Annotated in this window: 14 protein-coding genes and 1 pseudogene; 6 read left to right on the top strand and 9 right to left on the bottom strand. The window is 39.8% G+C overall.

What is annotated here, in order from left to right:
• Window positions 1-1,244: 1,244 nt before the first annotated feature.
• Together OJ16_RS06485 and OJ16_RS19930 are read left to right on the top strand one after the other, a co-directional pair.
• Window positions 1,245-1,544, top strand: coding sequence for a hypothetical protein (locus OJ16_RS06485; protein ID WP_040988539.1), 300 nt, complete (start codon window positions 1,245-1,247; stop codon window positions 1,542-1,544).
• Between the two features lie 228 nt (window positions 1,545-1,772).
• Window positions 1,773-1,952 (top strand): hypothetical protein, encoded by a 180-nt coding sequence (locus OJ16_RS19930; RefSeq protein ID WP_152613827.1) that lies wholly within the window; start codon window positions 1,773-1,775, stop codon window positions 1,950-1,952.
• Between the two features lie 839 nt (window positions 1,953-2,791).
• On the opposite strand, the gene gapS2 is transcribed toward OJ16_RS19930, so the two are convergent.
• The 8 genes and pseudogenes from gapS2 to gyrA all read right to left on the bottom strand — a co-directional run bounded on the left by gapS2 (window position 2,792) and on the right by gyrA (window position 12,019).
• On the bottom strand, window positions 2,792-3,352 hold the full coding sequence (gapS2, locus tag OJ16_RS06475; protein WP_040988535.1) for an anti-phage protein GapS2: 561 nt from the start codon (window positions 3,350-3,352) through the stop codon (window positions 2,792-2,794).
• A gap of 2 nt (window positions 3,353-3,354) precedes the next feature.
• Window positions 3,355-3,852, bottom strand: coding sequence for a hypothetical protein (locus OJ16_RS06470; RefSeq protein ID WP_040988533.1), 498 nt, complete (start codon window positions 3,850-3,852; stop codon window positions 3,355-3,357).
• Between the two features lie 112 nt (window positions 3,853-3,964).
• Entirely contained in the window at window positions 3,965-5,209 is a 1,245-nt protein-coding gene (locus OJ16_RS06465; protein WP_052810319.1) for a BspA family leucine-rich repeat surface protein, read from the bottom strand.
• Window positions 5,210-5,677: 468 nt separating this feature from the next.
• The gene (locus OJ16_RS19595; RefSeq protein ID WP_052810320.1) at window positions 5,678-7,507 is read right to left on the bottom strand and encodes a recombinase family protein; all 1,830 of its coding nucleotides are present in this window, start codon (window positions 7,505-7,507) and stop codon (window positions 5,678-5,680) included.
• A gap of 45 nt (window positions 7,508-7,552) precedes the next feature.
• A pseudogene (locus OJ16_RS06455) lies at window positions 7,553-7,834 on the bottom strand (methyl-accepting chemotaxis protein); the annotation flags it as partial.
• A gap of 210 nt (window positions 7,835-8,044) precedes the next feature.
• Window positions 8,045-8,299 carry a hypothetical protein gene (locus OJ16_RS06450; protein ID WP_040988529.1) on the bottom strand — a complete coding sequence of 85 codons (255 nt, stop codon included), beginning with the start codon at window positions 8,297-8,299 and terminating at the stop codon, window positions 8,045-8,047.
• A gap of 67 nt (window positions 8,300-8,366) precedes the next feature.
• Window positions 8,367-8,996: a LysE family translocator gene (locus OJ16_RS06445; protein WP_040988865.1), complete on the bottom strand. Its 630-nt coding sequence runs from the start codon at window positions 8,994-8,996 to the stop codon at window positions 8,367-8,369.
• 362 nt (window positions 8,997-9,358) lie between these two features.
• The gene (gene gyrA / locus OJ16_RS06440) at window positions 9,359-12,019 is read right to left on the bottom strand and encodes a DNA topoisomerase (ATP-hydrolyzing) subunit A (RefSeq protein ID WP_040988527.1); all 2,661 of its coding nucleotides are present in this window, start codon (window positions 12,017-12,019) and stop codon (window positions 9,359-9,361) included.
• A gap of 279 nt (window positions 12,020-12,298) precedes the next feature.
• Here gyrA and ubiG point away from each other — a divergent pair, with 279 nt between their 5' ends.
• The 4 genes from ubiG to yfaE all read left to right on the top strand — a co-directional run bounded on the left by ubiG (window position 12,299) and on the right by yfaE (window position 17,243).
• A complete protein-coding gene (gene ubiG / locus OJ16_RS06435; RefSeq protein ID WP_040988863.1) occupies window positions 12,299-13,006 on the top strand; it encodes a bifunctional 2-polyprenyl-6-hydroxyphenol methylase/3-demethylubiquinol 3-O-methyltransferase UbiG in 708 nt (235 codons plus the stop codon).
• 456 nt (window positions 13,007-13,462) lie between these two features.
• Window positions 13,463-15,745 (top strand): class 1a ribonucleoside-diphosphate reductase subunit alpha, encoded by a 2,283-nt coding sequence (gene nrdA / locus OJ16_RS06430; RefSeq protein ID WP_040988525.1) that lies wholly within the window; start codon window positions 13,463-13,465, stop codon window positions 15,743-15,745.
• 86 nt (window positions 15,746-15,831) lie between these two features.
• Complete coding sequence (gene nrdB / locus OJ16_RS06425; protein ID WP_040988524.1) at window positions 15,832-16,965, top strand: class Ia ribonucleoside-diphosphate reductase subunit beta; 1,134 nt, start codon at window positions 15,832-15,834, stop codon at window positions 16,963-16,965.
• Window positions 16,965-17,243, top strand: coding sequence for a class I ribonucleotide reductase maintenance protein YfaE (yfaE, locus tag OJ16_RS06420; RefSeq protein WP_040988523.1), 279 nt, complete (start codon window positions 16,965-16,967; stop codon window positions 17,241-17,243). The genes nrdB and yfaE overlap by 1 nt, the downstream gene beginning before the upstream one ends.
• Before the next feature lie 61 nt (window positions 17,244-17,304).
• On the opposite strand, the gene OJ16_RS06415 is transcribed toward yfaE, so the two are convergent.
• The gene (locus tag OJ16_RS06415; RefSeq protein ID WP_040988521.1) at window positions 17,305-17,547 is read right to left on the bottom strand and encodes a hypothetical protein; all 243 of its coding nucleotides are present in this window, start codon (window positions 17,545-17,547) and stop codon (window positions 17,305-17,307) included.
• Between the last annotated feature and the right edge of the window lie 22 nt (window positions 17,548-17,569).

Genomic DNA, 17,569 nt, shown 5'->3' with positions numbered 1-17,569 from the left:
TTGAGTTTAGGTTATTAAAATTAAACATCATCTTGTTGTGAGTGACTTTTCCTCTTGGCATGCCATAAAAAACGTAGTGAAATGCTGGTCAACCTTTAAGGGTTAAATAAATTAGCATGGCATAACGTTAAAACACTTTCTATGCTTGTGCTTATAAATAATTATGTTAATAATGACTTGCAATTAAATTATTTCATGATAATTTAATTATTGAGAAACAAAAAAGTCGTCAAAAACGACGACCTTTAAGTTTTAGATTTTTAGTAGAAGTAAAAATCCTTTAATTATATTAAAGCACATCGATTCCAAACATCAAGGATTCACTAATAATAATTTTTACCTCTACGCATATATCATTAATTGATGTGTGTTTTTTTAATTTTAAAACTTAACAAATCTCAGAATATGAAATATTTATAAGTGAAACGCCAAGGTAGATTTTCCTAGTAAGAAAAGAAGCTGCTTATAAATTTGGCTGAAAGGTAGGTTCATATTTTAAATCCCCGCAACTAGGGTGCTAAGGGCGGGTATGTGAGGGGGTTGTATTACTCTGTGTAAAGGTCATTATGCTAGAGGGGTTAGTGAGCAAGTATCTAGAATACGGCGAGACGTCTAACGAACTGTGACTTTGAGGAAATATAACGAGAATGCATAGGCAGTGGAAAAACCTAATTTATTCCACAATAATTCTCTGCTTTTAAACATAAGGTGTGTTTAGAAGACAATGTAAGCGTAGGAAAACATGGCTTACAGGCAAACTATCTCAAGTTTTTAAAAGTTCTAGTATTACAAAAATATAAGATGAATTATTCATCTTAACAGCTATCATCGAACAGAATTATATTTGCTTTTTACGCATTTCAACGATGACTAAATTTTAATTTTTTGTGAAATAAACTAGGGAATACTTTTAAAGAGTCCTTGGGAAAAGTCTGCCTGTAAGCGGGGTTTTAACCCCCAAGATTAAGGCAGAGCTCTTTTCTTTTAAAAGATCTTAAGAATATATATATACAATTTAGTAACGTACATACGTGTGTACATGCGAGATTTTAACAAAGATATTAATCAAAAATAATATAATTACACTTAAGATGATCGAAAATATCATCTTAAAGAATAATAATATCAATTTAATCACTACGCTAAATAAAAATTGTTCGATTCGACAAAAATAAGTGTAATTAAGATTAGTTGTAAGAAATAAAAAACACATTAACATAATAAAAAACATTACGGAGTTGACTTTGCTAGATGAGATTTTATTTTTAATAATACTCGTAACTCCTAATGATAACGAAATTAAAGAAATAAGCGAGTTTATCCAATCTAACATGGATTTGGATGATTTGGATGATTTGGATGAGATAATCGATTGTATCGACGAAATTGAATTGAATAACGATATTGAGCCAAACAATTATCAAGCAACAATAGAAAAACTGTATGAGAACCTACATATCTTAAATGTCGTTAGTGGCTACAAGCAACGAGTGTTACAAGAAAAACACCACAAAGATTTGTTTGATTTGAATTTTGCATATTAAAACCAAGAGGACAAAATATGAAACATAGAGTATTGAGTAAAAGAGCAATGGAAATACGAGATAAATTTCCTCGTGTTTTCGAAAAAACCCATGCAATAGACGAATGGATCAAAGCTGGTGAGCCTTATTATGATATTCTTTACAAGCTTTGTAAGATTGGCCTATAAGAAACACAAAGATATGATCCAATATTGCAATCAAGAATCTAAACATAAAGACACGCCGAAGATGGAAAAAGATCTTGATGACCGTGCATTCGAAATACTTAAAGAGTATCAAGAAACTGGCGAAATTTTCTTGCCAATGTATATTTATACTTGCACAGAAAAGAAAGAAAAACGTAGGTTGGGAAAGAACACGGATCAAAAGAAAAACCATAAGAAAGGTGAAAAAACGTGGAAGTTTTAAGAGCAGTCATTAAGACTGCTTTTTTGTTTTTTAATATCATAATCTTCGATTTAAGATATTTTTTTCAATCAATCGACTCATTTATCAAATAAATAGAGATCTCGCCTTAAATTGCTTGTTTTGATATTGATTTGTCATTTGTTGAAAAATCACTCCTAAGAGTGGTAATGTTGATGAATTTCGTTATTTCTTTCAAAATTGATACTTAACTACGCTACGTTCTATATCATTTAATTCTGGTAGTTCTGGAAATCTTTTCTTCTTCCTGTGATATTCTTTACATTCTTCAATACAAGCCGAAAATGCAAACCTTGCTATAAGGGGGGAACTTTATACTTTTCACATTGTAATGCTTAAATGTTAATGTCAATGGTGATTTTTTTCTTATATGCAGGCGTTTTTTAAAATCGTTTTGGTAAGTTTGCGTTGTATATAATTTATTGCATAAAAATATATATTTTCATAAGGAGGTTTAGGGTTGCCATTTTATTTTACCCTTGTCAAATAGTAAGGGTAAATGCCTATGTATAGCGAAAATATTTATATGTTTTTTATATGCCACAAAAAACTCTGTCTTTTTTCTTTCGTTTTTCATGATTTTTAATCATGGTGATCGTTTGTGTTAAGAAACAGATTTTTATATAACACTGCAAAACATTTGATTTGATTTCATTTTAAATTGAAAGGCTTGTTTTTTGCAAAATCTTATTTTAAGCTCTTTTTCCTAAAAGTTATTACACTCTCAGTTTTTAAAGTTGGTAGAACATCAGGTTTTGTTTTGTCGATACAGGTTGTATCTCAAACGATACATTAATGTATCGTTAGAGACAAAATCCTAGTTAGATCGTAATGACTTTCACACCAAAACTATGCGCTTTCTTCATTTTATCGGTGATTTCATAGCGTCCAGTGTTTCCCATAAACAAGAAAGAAGTTTGTTTATTGACTGAACCAACGACTATTGCTCCCTTACTTTCCAATAAGGCTTTTGCTTCTTTTCTTGGTAAAGGTAATGTGCCAGTAATTGCAACTTTAATTTCATCAAGAGGGATTGTGTCTAAAATTTCGTTGATAGACGCATACTCTCGCTCGATATCTTCAATTGAAACATTAGGATCGATTGTTGGCTTACCAAATTCTTTCTGATGTTCGAATTCTTTTAATTTTTGAGCAATGAAAGGAAAATCTCTCAGTTCAACCGTTTCATCATCACTCAAACGAATCAGCCAATCTGAACCGACATAGCGAATATCACCATATCTGCAATCAATAGAGCGAATGGATATACCATTGCGTGACAATGCCAGAGGAATCACTTCACGTTCACCTGAACCCGTCCAAGGATTATCGACAATAATCGAATCACCTTGTTTTATGCCCAAAAGTTCAAACACATCCATTTTTAGCCCTCTATCAACATTTGAAGAAACTCAACTTGTGTTGCATGACGTTGTTCTGATGTATTCTTTTCTTGATCAATAAATGAATAAGTAACCGTTCCATAGTGCATTTCGTTTTTGGCTTCATCCCAACCCATTGGAGATGCATATTTCACTTGAACGTATTTCTTTCCACAGTTTGACGAGATGAGATCACCCTCTTTGAAGTTAAGTAGACATCCTTGACTCCAAAGATGAACTTTCTTTTTGTCTCGAACTCGCTCCATAAACTGAAGATCTAGAGCTTCTCTAAAAGCATAACCAACACGATAAGCCCAGTGTTCATTATTGAGTGAACCAGTGCCAAGTGCATTGTTCCACGTGACTTTTGGAACGATAAACGGCACTTTTTTATCTTCATCTAATCGTTGAAAGTTAGACTTACCTTTTGAAATGCGTTGTTCGATGATTTGATGAACGGCTTTGATGCCACCCTCATAGCATAACTTCTCAACTGGCATATACATCCCTTAAAAATCAACATAATGCAAATTATTTCAATGTATATCAAAATGATAGCAAATAAAACAAAAAAGCATACGGGACATTGCCTCATATGCTTTGTTTTATCTACTATCTAAACTTCGGAGGTGTGTTCTCGTCAGTTAAAGGACTGTTGGTTTTAAAGTCTGTCCAAGACGTTGCTTTATCTACATTCCAACCACTAATGTTTTGATTGAATGCATCAGCACCATTAAACATACCCGTAAAATTTGTTCCACTTGAAACGTTCCAACTACTAATGTCTTGATTAAACGGAGTTTCTTCGAACACATATCTAAAATCTCTGACCAGTGATACATCCCATTTTTCTAATGGCTGGTTAAATGATGTCGCCCAGAACATGTTAGTAAGATTCCAAGCCTTAGACACGTTCCAACTATTGAGTGGCTGGTTAAATGATGTTGATTCAGCAAACATCCCTTCAAAAGTTCCTCCATTTGACACATCCCAACTGTCAAGAGGATGGTTGTAGTGTGGTAATTGTCTAAACATATATACAAATGTATCTGCTTTCGATACATTCCAGTTGCTAATGTCTTGATTGAAATCTGACGCCATAAACATCATAAAAAAGCTTTCAGCATTTGACACATCCCACATTGAGATATCTTGGTTGAAGTTTGAATAAGAGAACATACAGCCGAACCCCTTTGCTTTCGATACGTCCCATTTGCTCAAATCATAATTAGCCTTTGTTCCTTGGAACATACAATGAAAAGATTCTGCGCTTGACACATCCCAGTCGCCAAGATCTTGGTTATAACTTGTTCTATCAAACATAAAGCTAAAAGTTGTCCCTTTGGATACATTCCATTTTCCTAATGGTTGGTCAAAAGCCGAGGCACTACCAAAGACGTTATTAAAATCTGTCACGTTAGAAACATCCCTATCATTTAGTGGCTGATTGAATGCCTTTGCGCTTGAAAACATTCCTGAAATGTTTGTTGTAGATGACATATTCCATCCACCAAGAGGTTGATTAAATACTGTAGCACCTTTAAACATTTCAGAAAAATTTTCTCCATTTGAAACATCCCAACCACTAATATCTTGATTAAACGTTTTATTACCCTTAAATAAGGTAGAGAAATCGGTTATACAGGATGTGTTGACCATCGTAATATCGTCACCAAACGAAATTTTTCTTATTAACTCATCTTTACTTATACAGGGTTGAGGCGGTTCTTCACCAGCTATTTGATATTTTACTGAATCACTTTTCTGTAAAATCATTACAAAATTATTTTCTGCTGTCGCTGCAAGTGGATAAGTAATTGAAATGATTAATATTGAACAAAGGGCAATCCTTGTCATAAAAACTCCTTATATTTATTGTTATAGTTTGCTCACTATTCAATATAACATGTAATTATAATTTTCAATCACTATTATGCTTAAAGCGCACAATGGAGAGCTTTTTATTTAAAAAATTGCTTTTACTATTATCTATTGAAATTTATTTTTGTTGTTTTTTACTAAAAAACAGAGCCTCCTTTTGTTTTTGCTACTCGTTCTTTTCTTTATTATTCTTACTTTCATTGATTTTTACGACCAAAAGACAAGGTTTTTTCTTAGCGTTCTCTGCTTCTTTAGCAGTTTCCTCAGCTTTTATTTCTCGCTAATTTGTTCTTTAATATTAATGGGTCATTTATTCCAAGAGCTTCTGTTGCGGAGTTAGAATCACCGTCAAAATGACAGTGATTCTTCTTTTTAAAATATTTTATAACTAACGTAGTTATAAAATTCGACTTCACTATTTAAAGAAATTTTTTATAATTCGCTTTAAATTAAGGCTTTTTGGTATTTAACTAAAACACTTTCTATCAACAGTGATTCATCCATAACAACATCAAATAGTTTTGCGTGTTTGTAATCAGAGATGATTTTGCTCAATTTCTTACTAATTGTAATCAAACTCGCTGACACTAGCTCTTTATCTTCATCTTTTAGAGGAACTTCCTTCAACGATTGGATAAAGTCAAAATATTGCTTTTGGAGCTTCCACAGGTTTTCATCAACCACTGACAAACCACTACCATTAAGGCGTTTATACGCATCTTGTCCGTTTGGCATACTTACACCACCAAAGTTGTATTTTTCGTCCAATATGACGCTATGTAGTGATGAATCAGACATTTCGAAAAGCATCAATGCACAACGCCCCTCAGTAAAAATATAGGCTTTTTTAATTTGCTTAGTTAGATAGTTGTGAAAAATGGTGCGATTTGTGTATCGTTTTAGGTTGTCAGGCTCAAGAATTGTATCTGCATAGAGTTGGTCATATTCATAAATATGTCTTGTATCGTCCAACTTGTCTTTAAACGAAGTTATTTGGCTATCAAAATCGACGATTTGAGCGGATAACTCTTTCACCTTGGCACTTATAATAGGCAATGTAAAATCTTGTTCTAAAAGAACACTTAGCTTGTTATTGGTTGTTTCTCGCAAAATCTCGACTTTTTCAAGTTGTCGTTTGATATCATTTGGTTGTTCTGGTTTTGGTATAAATCCATTCACCGTAGACAGATGAATCAACATATGTTCGATAGGATCATATCTAAAATGCTTTGATTGGGAGCATTCACCACCTCTTTTAGCGTTAGTGCAAGTCAGATATGAACCTGATTTTGGTGGCTTCCCTTTATTCACATATTCAATTTTACTTCCACAAGTTCCACAGAAGAGAAAACCACGAAAAACGTTTGAAAAGTGTTCGCCGTTTGTCTTACCAGCCCCAATTTGCCTTTGTTTTAAAGAAATTTGAGCATCTAAGAACGTCTTTTCATCAATCACTTGCGGAAAATAATCAGGAATTGGTTCTCCGAAAGGTTCACGATTTGAGTGATCGCCAATATATGGTTGAAATTCACCAATGACACGACGATCAGAGAGGATACGAGCAACAGTAGTCCTTGCCCAGACTTTAGATTTTGCTGATGGAGTGGGATAATTTTCAAGATCACTATTCAAGAATCTTAGAATCTGATTAAAGCCTCTTCCTGATAAACACAGTTTAAAGATTTTCTCGATAATCCTGACTCTATCAGGTTTCACATTAAACTTTGACCAATCACCACTCAACGTCAACCAATGAGGGCAAATCGTAGTTAGTTTCTTCGAATTGATGTTTTTTCGCTTTTCATCCCATTTATCTTTCAAGCGTTTTTGTTTTGTCGCACTTTCATTGTAAGCCCTTGACATAACAATCAAACTCGTCATGATATCCAAGAGTTGATTATCAGAGTGAGCTATATCACTCGAATAATATTTTTCATCTTGCAGTGTATAAATATCCACGTATTCGAGAATTTCGAGGAACTGACGCAAAGCAACATTGATTGTTTGTCTAGATAGGCGATCAAGGTTTTCAACAATCAATAAACTACCTTTCTTGACTCGTCCAGAGGCACAATCATTGATAAATCGTTTTAGATTTTCTTGATCTCCTTTGAAACCCGACACACCAAGCTCTTGATAGACAGAAATTTCTTCATCCAATGCATAGCCGTTTGCATTGCAATAGGCTTGTGTTGCTGATAATTGACGACGAAAACTATCACCCTTAGCTTGTTGTGGTGAGGAGTATCGTATGTATGAGTATGCTTTCTTCATTTCCATATCCGCATTACTTATTCAGTGGTGATATTACCACGATAGAATATCATCGAAACCACCCGCAACTCGCGCTTGTTTTAGAAAAGGAACAACATCCGCTTGCGTGCTGTGCTGATTAAAAGAGGACGCGATATCGCGGCGAATGCTGATCCAATCAGAAATCCCAACAGCAGCGGTGTTCGATAAACTATTTGCTCGGCTATACATACCGTTGCGCGTTTGTTGATATAGCTGATCAGCCGAAAGTAAAGTCAATGCACTGGCCATTAGCATCACGGCTAATAGGCTTGCTCCAATCAATTTTTGTTTTAGTGACAGGGTCATAGGATTTTTTTCGTGATGAAGGTAACAGAAATTCGATGGCGGAATTTTAGACGTAAAAACAGGCAGTTGCACGGGCTATTACAACAAATTGTTTCTATCATTAATAATGTGATTTGCTACGCAACTACATCAATATAGAGGAGCAATAATTCGTAAATGAAGGATTAGACGCTGATTGGGGTGACGCGCGCTTGGTTTAAGAATACCTATTTATTGGTCGTGTTCATTCAACCAATCTAGCATGTCTTTCCCATAGAACACTTCCGTCTGCAGATGGAGAAATAAGAGAATAGCAAAAGCAGCGGCACACAAAATGTTAACCCGCTGAGTGTAACGCTTTTTATCGTACTCCCCATAAGCAATAATTTGTACCGCGACTAATACAAATGGGTAGCCAATAATAAGAACTATCAGCCATAGCAAATAGTTAGACATGGCCATCTCAGTGAGCTGTCCGTTAGGCATACATGTTCCTTAATTGGGAGATACGATGGCAGCGTAGCAAATTTGGCAAACCATCGTTGCGAGTCAGTTAAGCTTTTGACGCTGTAGACAGCAAGGTACCTGCACCAATAAATACCCCTCCAGTAATACGATTAAAGAGTTTCGCCCTCCCCTTTGCGAACAACCAATTTGACGATTTTGCGCCTAATAAGGCATAAATAGTGAGCCACGAAAATTCCATGACCATAAAAGTGGCCGTGAAAATGAAGTACTGAGCCAGAAGTGGCGCACTCGGGTCGATAAACTGAGGAAACAATGCGGTAAAAAATAAGATCGCTTTGGGGTTACTACTGCCAACAATAAAACCCGAGATAAAGTGCTTAACTGGCGCTTGTACTTGTCTCTCTTGCCCCTCGTCCAATTGATAGTCACGTTGTTTGGCTAAAATGGCTTTAATGCCGAGGTAGATCAGATAGGCCGCGCCGGTGTATTTAATAATGTTAAACGTCAGTTCTGATGAAGTGATAATCAAACCAAGGCCGGTAAACGATAAGGTTAAGATAATGGTGATGGCCGTTAAACTGCCAATCGCTGTATAGACGCCAATACGAAAACCTTGTGTGACCCCTTTGGTCATGCAAAGCAGTGAACTTGGCCCCGGTGAAGCCGTCAAAATAAGAATGGCGACCAGGTACAATAACCAAGTTTCCAAGCTCATCGCTGAGCCGAGGTGCATTAAACTCTCCGTGAATGCAAATGGTGATGGCATAACTCTCTCCCTGTGAGTTGCAGCATTACTTCGTGTAATACTCATAAGCCCTCAATACAACAAAATTTACATCGTTTGTCTATGAGACATAGGGCTATGAGCATTCGAGATGAGGCGGCTTTTATTGCTATTTTGGGAAAAAGAATGAACTTAGAGTCATGGGCTCATTGACCTCTGAGCCGAGTTTTAAGCGATTTGTCTAGCGCCGATTTCGATCACTGATTTGTCCTGCTTGATATGACGGCACACGCCAATATTACAGACATAAAAAAACCGAGCCATTTGGCTCGGTTCTTACTTCACGCTTTCAATTACGCGTCAGAATCATCTTCTGCTGCGTCATCTTCAACTGAGTCGTTTGCTTCAGTGTTTGTCGCTTGTGGTGCGTCTTCCGATGTCGTTGCTTCAACAACGTCATCCTCTTCGCCCTCTGGCAATTCAACTTCGTCAATTTCATCAATGCGTTGCAGACCAACAACATTTTCGTCAGCTGCAGTACGGATTAGAGTCACACCTTGGGTATTTCGGCCAACTTGGCTTACTTCCGCAACGCGTGTACGAACCAGCGTACCTGCGTCGGTGATCATCATCATCTCATCGCCTTCTTCAACTTGAACAGCACCTACTACAGGGCCATTACGTTCAGAAACTTTGATAGAGACAACACCTTGCGTTGCACGACCTTTCGTTGGGTACTCAGCCAGTTCTGTACGCTTACCGTAACCATTTTGCGTCACAGTCAGAATGTCACCTTCATTTGAAGGAACAATCAACGATACAACTTGATCTTCGTCAGCCAGTCTCATGCCGCGTACGCCTGATGCCGTACGGCCCATTGCACGAACTTTATCTTCACTAAAGCGAACCACTTTACCCGCTTTAGAGAACAGCATGATGTCGCTTTGACCATCAGTAATATCAACGCCAATCAAAGAGTCTTCGTCACGCAAGTTAACCGCGATTAGACCATTTGCACGCACATTTGCGAACTGGTTCAGTGGTGTTTTCTTAACCGTACCATCGCCAGTTGCCATGAAGATGAACTTCTCAGCACTGAATTCAGATACAGGTAGGATTGCCGTAATACGCTCACCATCTTCTAGAGGAAGGATGTTAACGATAGGCTTACCACGAGCAGTACGACTCGCGAGCGGTAATTGATATACTTTCAGACGGTACGTCTTACCACGAGTAGAGAAACATAGGATGTTGTCGTGAGTATTCGCAACAAGCAGACGCTCGATGTAATCCTCTTCCTTCATCTTCGTTGCACTCTTACCTTTACCACCACGGCGTTGAGCTTCGTAGTCGCTTAGGATTTGGTACTTAACGTAGCCTTCGTGAGAAAGTGTAACAACAACATCTTCACGAGCGATAAGTTCTTCCATGTCGATATCGTGACTTGCTGCTGTGATTTCAGTACGACGAGCATCGCCGTAACTTTCACGCACCAATTCAAGTTCTTCACGGATCACTTCCATCAAACGCTCAGTGTTTGCAAGAATATGCATTAACTCTGCGATTTCTTCTAGAAGTGCTTTGTATTCGTCCAGAATCTTCTCATGCTCTAAACCGGTTAAGCGGTGTAGACGAAGTTCTAGAATCGCTTGTGCTTGAGTCTCAGTTAGGAAGTATTGACCGTCACGGATACCGTATTCAGGCTCTAACCAATCTGGACGCGCTGCATCATTGCCAGCACTTTCAAGCATTGCCGCGACATTACCAAGATCCCAACCGCGTGCGATTAAGCCCGCTTTTGCTTCTGCTGGTGTTGCTGCATTACGAATCAACTCGATAATTTCATCGATATTCGCAAGAGCCAAAGCAAGAGCTTCTAGGATATGGGCACGTTCACGTGCTTTTTTCAATTCGAAGATAGTACGACGAGTAACCACTTCACGGCGGTGATCAACAAAACACTTCAACATTTCTTTTAGGTTGAACAGTTTTGGCTGACCATGGTCTAGCGCGACCATGTTGATACCGAAAGTCGTTTGCAGCTGAGTTTGTGCGTAAAGGTTGTTTAGCACCACTTCGCCGACTGCGTCACGCTTACATTCAATAACAATACGCATACCATCTTTATCAGATTCGTCGCGCAGTGCACTGATGCCTTCCACTTTCTTATCTTTAACAAGCTCAGCGATTTTTTCAATCAAGCGAGCTTTGTTTACTTGGTACGGAATTTCACTAACAATAATGGTTTCGCGACCATTTTTCTCAGTTTCGATCTCCGCTTTTGAGCGCATGTAGATCTTACCGCGGCCCGTTTTGTAAGCATCAACGATGCCTTTACGGCCACTGATCAGTGCAGCAGTTGGGAAGTCTGGGCCTGGAATGTAATCCATCAGCTCATCAATCGTAATTTCTTCGTTATCGATGAAAGCCAAACAGCCGTCGATCACTTCCGTCAAGTTATGCGGAGGAATGTTTGTTGCCATACCTACTGCGATACCGGATGAACCGTTTACCAATAGGTTAGGAATTTTTGTTGGTAGAACCGCTGGGATCTGTTCCGTACCGTCATAGTTAGGTACGAAATCGACAGTTTCTTTTTCAAGATCCGTCAACAACTCACCGGCGATTTTTGACATACGAACTTCGGTGTAACGCATTGCCGCTGCTGAATCGCCATCGACTGAACCAAAGTTGCCTTGACCGTCAACTAGCATATAGCGTAGTGAGAACGGCTGCGCCATACGAACAATCGATTCGTACACTGCACTATCACCGTGTGGGTGATATTTACCGATTACGTCGCCAACAACACGGGCAGATTTTTTATATGGTTTATTCCAATCGTTGCCTAGTACATTCATCGCGAATAGAACGCGGCGGTGTACTGGTTTTAGGCCATCACGCACATCAGGAAGAGCACGACCCACGATGACTGACATCGCGTAGTCGAGGTATGAACCTCTAAGCTCATCTTCAATGTTTACGGGCGTGATCTCTTTAGCTAAATCGCTCATAGAGCCATTATCCCTCTATTTTCAGATCGTAAATACGATTCGTGTAAGGTGCAAAAATATAACATATAAATCGTCACTTCGGCATCACTTTCCCTCTCCTTTTATCAGGTTGTGAGCTTTGTTGCGATTCAACTGCCGAGAATTTGCACACAGCACATATATCTTGCTGATTAGTGGTTATATTTACAGCAATAATTGCGAAAACTGAGTTTCACTATGGAGAGGAAACGTTTTGTCGCTATAATGCCTTTGACGTTTACTGACACTGATAGATGGATTATGACAAAAACACAAAATGTAGATCCGAATGAAATCCGAAAGTTTGAAGAGATGGCATCACGTTGGTGGGATTTAGAGGGGGAATTTAAACCCCTGCACCAAATTAACCCTCTTCGCCTAAATTATGTGTTGCAATGCTCTGACGGTCTATTCGGTAAAAAGGTACTTGATGTCGGTTGTGGTGGCGGCATTCTTGCCGAAAGCATGGCACGTGAAGGCGCGTTAGTGACGGGCTTAGATATGGGTAAAGAACCCCTTGAAGTCGCGCGTCTGCATGCGTTAGAAACGGGGACGAAGTTAGATTACATTCGCAGCACCATCGAAGATCATGCGCTAGAAAACGCAGGGGCTTACGATGTCGTAACCTGCATGGAAATGCTCGAGCACGTGCCTGACCCACTTTCCGTTATCCGCTCATGCGCAAATTTGGTGAAACCGGGTGGCCATGTCTTTTTCTCGACACTGAACCGAAACATCAAATCTTATTTGTTCGCGATCGTGGGGGCAGAAAAACTCTTGCGCATCGTGCCGGAAGGCACACATGACCATGAGAAATTCATTCGACCTTCAGAAATGATCAAAATGATCGATCAAACTGATCTTGTGGAATATGGGATCACAGGCTTGCATTACAACCCAATTACGGGCAACTACAAGTTAGGCCGCAATGTGGATGTCAATTACATCGTTCACACTTGTAAACCGTAGGCTGATGAACGATTAAACAATTCGAGGCGGTTGCGCAAATTCGACCGCCTTTTAACCCATATTTGCATGATTTTCGTGCGATCGATTCCACTTTATACAGCCGTAAAATAGCTCCCATTTTTTATTGAAGATCAAGATATTTTTTTTTGCTGACGGTTAAGAATAAAGCGATTCAAAAAGCGGAATTTTATACAGTCAAATCCCACCTAATTTCATGAGTTAGTATCCACTTACTGTTTTTTTATATTTTGTCACTTATCCACAAGTCATCCAAGATCTTCAACTTGAAAAAGCACCCAAATAGCACTATCTTGTAATCCGCGAACGATATCACCCCTATATCTTGTGTTTGCACTACAATCTATATATCGATTTTGATCACAAAGCCGAATACGAAATTACAACAATTACACGAAAATACGGCTTTTATCAGCTTTGTTAGGGAAAAGAATCAGAATGAACCAACAACTTACCGTCACTAAGCGTGATGGCCGCAAAGAAAACATTGATCTTGAAAAACTTCACCGTGTCATTACATGGGCAGCGGAAGGTCTAGACAATGTTTCGGTTTCACAAGTAGAACTAAAGGCTCACATTCAGTTCTATGACGGCATTACGACATCTGACATCCACGAGACTATCATCAAGTCTGCTGCAGACTTAATCTCAGAAGAAACGCCAGATTACCAATATCTTGCAGCGCGATTGGCCGTATTCCACCTACGCAAAAAAGCGTACGGTCAATATGAACCGCCAAAGCTGTTTGATCATGTTTCTCGTCTTGTGGAAATGGGCAAATACGACAGCCATATTCTTGACGACTACACAAAAGCAGAACTAGAAGAGTTAGACAACTATCTTCAACACACTCGTGATTTAGATTTTTCATACGCCGCAGTGAAGCAGCTTGAAGGTAAATACTTCGTGCAAAACCGCGTGTCTGGTGAAATCTATGAAAGTGCACAGTTTCTGTATATTTTAGTCGCGGCATGTCTCTTTGCTAAATACCCTAGCAATACTCGTCTTGATTACGTGAAGCGCTTCTACGATGCCACTTCAACGTTCAAGATCTCTTTGCCAACACCGATCATGTCTGGTGTGCGTACCCCTACTCGTCAGTTCAGCTCATGTGTCCTTATCGAGTGTGGTGACAGCTTAGATTCAATCAACGCAACGGCAAGCTCAATTGTTCGTTACGTTTCTCAACGTGCAGGCATTGGTATCAACGCGGGCCGCATTCGCGCACTAGGGTCTGAAATCCGTGGTGGCGAAGCGTTCCACACCGGTTGTATCCCATTCTACAAATACTTCCAAACCGCAGTAAAATGCTGTTCTCAAGGTGGTGTTCGTGGTGGTGCAGCCACTGTTTTCTACCCACTGTGGCACGGTGAATCACGTTCTTTGATGATTCTAAAGAATAACCGTGGCGTTGAAGAGAACCGTGTTCGTCATATGGACTACGGTGTTCAGCTGAACAAACTGATGTACCAACGTTTAGTTCAAGGCGGCAACATTACTCTATTCTCGCCATCTGACGTCCCTGGCCTATACGATGCGTTCTTCGAAAACCAAGCGGAATTCGAGCGTCTATATGTACAGTACGAAAACGATCCTGCGATTAAGAAAGAAAGCGTAAAAGCGATCGAAATGTTCTCTCTGCTGATGCAAGAGCGCGCTTCAACTGGTCGTATTTATATCCAAAACGTTGATCACTGTAACACTCACAGCCCGTTTGATTCAGAAGTCGCGCCGATTCGTCAATCAAACCTCTGTTTAGAGATCGCACTGCCAACGAAACCGCTCGTGAATGTAGAAGACGACTCAGGCGAAATCGCGCTGTGTACACTGTCTGCATTTAACTTGGGTGCAATCAACGAGCTAGATGATCTTAAAGAGCTGTCTGAACTTGTCGTTCGCGCTCTGGATGCACTGCTTGATTACCAAGACTACCCATTACCAGCGGCGTATAAGTCAACCATGAACCGTCGTACTCTCGGTGTGGGCGTGATCAACTACGCATACTACCTAGCGAAACACGGTGTGAAATACTCTGACGGTAGCGCTAACGGCCTAACTCACCGCACCTTTGAAGCGATTCAATACCACTTATTGAAAGCGTCTGTTGGTCTGGCGAAAGAGCAAGGTAAATGCCCGCTGTTTGGTGAAACCAACTATGCGAAAGGCCTATTGCCTATCGACACTTATAAGAAAGATCTCGATCTTATCTGTGATGAACCGCTTCACTACGATTGGGATGAACTTCGCCAAGAAATCATGACTCATGGTTTGCGTAACTCTACCCTGACCGCGCTAATGCCATCTGAGACCTCTTCTCAGATCTCAAACGCGACCAACGGTATTGAGCCTCCACGTGGTTATGTTTCTGTAAAAGCATCAAAAGACGGTATTTTGAAGCAGGTTGTACCTGACTTCGTTAACCTAAAAAACAACTATGAGCTGCTTTGGAATATCGGTTCAAACGACGGTTACTTACACCTAGTGGGTATCATGCAGAAATTCGTTGACCAAGCGATTTCAGCAAACACCAACTACGACCCAAGTCGTTTTGAAAGCGGTAAAGTACCGATGACTAAGTTGCTACAAGATTTGCTGACCGCGTATAAATATGGTGTGAAGACGCTTTACTACCATAACACTCGCGATGGCGCGAAAGACGATCAAAAAGACGCAGTTCAACCTGCTGATGAAGATTGTGAAGGCGGCGGCTGCAAGATCTAATATTGCACCAGCAAACCAAATAGTCCCTTTATTTTAACGAACATATGCCCCTTGAAATTCGAGGGGTTAAAAGGAATTGAGGCATCATGGCTTACAGTACTTTTAACCATACAAAAAATGACCAACTCAAAGAACCAATGTTCTTGGGTCAGTCGGTAAACGTTGCACGTTACGACCAACAAAAATTCGAAATCTTTGAAAAACTGATCGAAAAACAACTGTCTTTCTTCTGGCGTCCAGAGGAAGTTGATGTATCAAGCGACCGCATTGACTACAACAAGTTACCTGATCATGAGAAGCATATTTTCATCTCAAACTTGAAGTACCAAACGCTGCTGGATTCAATTCAAGGCCGCAGCCCAAACGTTGCCCTACTCCCTCTTGTATCACTACCAGAGCTAGAGACATGGATTGAAACGTGGTCGTTCTCTGAGACGATCCACTCGCGTTCATACACGCACATCATCCGTAACATCGTTAACGATCCAGGTATCATCTTCGATGACATCGTAGAAAATGAACACATTCTAAAGCGCGCAAAAGACATTGCTCGTTACTACGATGACCTGATTGAAATGACCAATGATTACCACCGTTACGGCGAAGGTACTCACCAGATCAACGGTGAAAGCGTTAAGATCAGCAAGTATGAACTGAAGAAAAAACTGTACGTGTGTTTGATGTCAGTGAACGCACTAGAAGCGATTCGTTTCTATGTCAGCTTTGCATGTTCATTTGCTTTTGCAGAACGTGAACTGATGGAAGGTAACGCAAAAATCATCAAGCTAATTGCTCGTGATGAAGCGCTGCACCTGACTGGTACTCAGCACATGATCAACATCTTGCGTAATGGTCAAGATGATTTCTCATTCATGCAAGTCGCGGAAGAATGTAAGCAAGAGTGTTTCGACCTCTTCAAAGAAGCGGCTGAGCAAGAGAAAGAATGGGCAGAATACTTGTTCAAAGATGGTTCGATGATTGGTCTAAACAAAGATATTCTTTGCCAATACGTTGAATACATCACCAACGTTCGTATGAGTGCGGTTGGTCTACCTGCGGCTTACCCTAACGCGACCTCTAACCCAATCCCATGGATTAACGCTTGGTTGTCTTCAGATAACGTACAGGTTGCGCCACAAGAAGCTGAGATTTCATCTTACCTAGTGGGTCAGATTGAAAGTGATGCGAAAGCAGACGACTTTAAGGACTTCGAACTTTAATGGCTAAAGTCAAAATCAACGGACTGCATACGATCACGAGCAACCCTTCTAGTACATTACTAGAAACAATGGAAGCGGCGGGAATGGTAGTCGAATACAACTGCCGAGATGGGCACTGTGGCGCTTGTCGCTGCAAGCTCAGTTCAGGTGAGGTTGAATACGTTGGTTTTGCAATGGCATACACGCAAGCAGATGAGATTTTACCTTGTGTGACAAGAGCGAAGAGTGATCTGACCTTAGAAGCGGTCAGCTACAAACTTAAAGAGAAACGTGCTTAGGCGTGTTCCTGTTTGTTCTCGTAAATATTAAGGCCAGCAAATGCTGGCCTTAATTTATTCATTATCTCCCCCCAGACAAAAGCAGATCAGCGGTATGCATAGAAATCGCTTTACCTGCAATCTCTCTGCCACCATCATCGAACAAGGATAGCCGGTAACCGAGTCCGTGTTTGCTCTCACTTTCTTCAGGAGCTCGACGCCAAATCGAATTCACATCATTATGCTCAACGCTTAATGCTTCACCTAACACGACTTTCTGACTGGCTATTTGATACCAAACTAAGATCTTCGACTGCTGAAACATCCTACCCTCCTTGCGTCAATTG

It is taken from the genome of Vibrio renipiscarius (genome assembly GCF_000827885.1).
GTDB lineage: Bacteria > Pseudomonadota > Gammaproteobacteria > Enterobacterales > Vibrionaceae > Vibrio > Vibrio renipiscarius.
This window is presented reverse-complemented; position numbering and strand designations above follow the sequence as displayed.

Coding starts and splice junctions, on each gene's coding strand:
- OJ16_RS06445 (WP_040988865.1), bottom strand. CDS start 8,996: ATGAGCTTGGAAACTTGGTTATTGTACCTGGTCGCCATTCTTATTTTG.
- OJ16_RS06465 (WP_052810319.1), bottom strand. CDS start 5,209: ATGACAAGGATTGCCCTTTGTTCAATATTAATCATTTCAATTACTTAT.
- OJ16_RS06470 (WP_040988533.1), bottom strand. CDS start 3,852: ATGCCAGTTGAGAAGTTATGCTATGAGGGTGGCATCAAAGCCGTTCAT.
- ubiG (WP_040988863.1), top strand. CDS start 12,299: ATGACAAAAACACAAAATGTAGATCCGAATGAAATCCGAAAGTTTGAA.
- nrdB (WP_040988524.1), top strand. CDS start 15,832: ATGGCTTACAGTACTTTTAACCATACAAAAAATGACCAACTCAAAGAA.
- gyrA (WP_040988527.1), bottom strand. CDS start 12,019: ATGAGCGATTTAGCTAAAGAGATCACGCCCGTAAACATTGAAGATGAG.
- yfaE (WP_040988523.1), top strand. CDS start 16,965: ATGGCTAAAGTCAAAATCAACGGACTGCATACGATCACGAGCAACCCT.
- OJ16_RS06415 (WP_040988521.1), bottom strand. CDS start 17,547: ATGTTTCAGCAGTCGAAGATCTTAGTTTGGTATCAAATAGCCAGTCAG.
- nrdA (WP_040988525.1), top strand. CDS start 13,463: ATGAACCAACAACTTACCGTCACTAAGCGTGATGGCCGCAAAGAAAAC.
- OJ16_RS19930 (WP_152613827.1), top strand. CDS start 1,773: ATGGAAAAAGATCTTGATGACCGTGCATTCGAAATACTTAAAGAGTAT.
- OJ16_RS19595 (WP_052810320.1), bottom strand. CDS start 7,507: ATGAAGAAAGCATACTCATACATACGATACTCCTCACCACAACAAGCT.
- OJ16_RS06450 (WP_040988529.1), bottom strand. CDS start 8,299: ATGCCTAACGGACAGCTCACTGAGATGGCCATGTCTAACTATTTGCTA.
- gapS2 (WP_040988535.1), bottom strand. CDS start 3,352: ATGGATGTGTTTGAACTTTTGGGCATAAAACAAGGTGATTCGATTATT.